This is a genomic window from Micrococcus sp. GbtcB5, assembly GCF_019091605.1.
Taxonomy (GTDB): domain Bacteria; phylum Actinomycetota; class Actinomycetes; order Actinomycetales; family Micrococcaceae; genus Micrococcus; species Micrococcus luteus.
This window is the reverse complement of record NZ_JAGXJK010000543.1, coordinates 1-233: the sequence shown is the minus strand read 5'-3', so window position 1 is coordinate 233 and position 233 is coordinate 1. Positions and strand designations below refer to the sequence as shown.

Annotated in this window: 1 pseudogene; it reads left to right on the top strand. The window is 82.0% G+C overall.

Features of this window, described 5'->3' with window-relative positions:
- Window positions 1-233 (top strand): annotated as a pseudogene (locus KVS67_RS13425) (regulatory protein RecX); the annotation flags it as partial.

Below are 233 nucleotides of genomic sequence, written 5' to 3'. Positions count from 1 at the left end.
CGGAGGGTTGTGGCCCGGGAGTCCGCCGCCGAGGCGCTCGGGGCCACCGACGGCGGGGGCGAGCGGGCCGCCGCCCTCGACCTCGTGCGCCGTCGGCTGCGGGGCCGCACCGTCCCCGGCGGCGCCTCGCCGGAGGCCCGGGCCGAGCGGGACAAGGTGTCCCGCCGCCTCGTCGGCATGCTGGGACGCAAGGGCTACGGCGGCGGGCCCGGGTTCGCCGGCGTGGAGGAGGG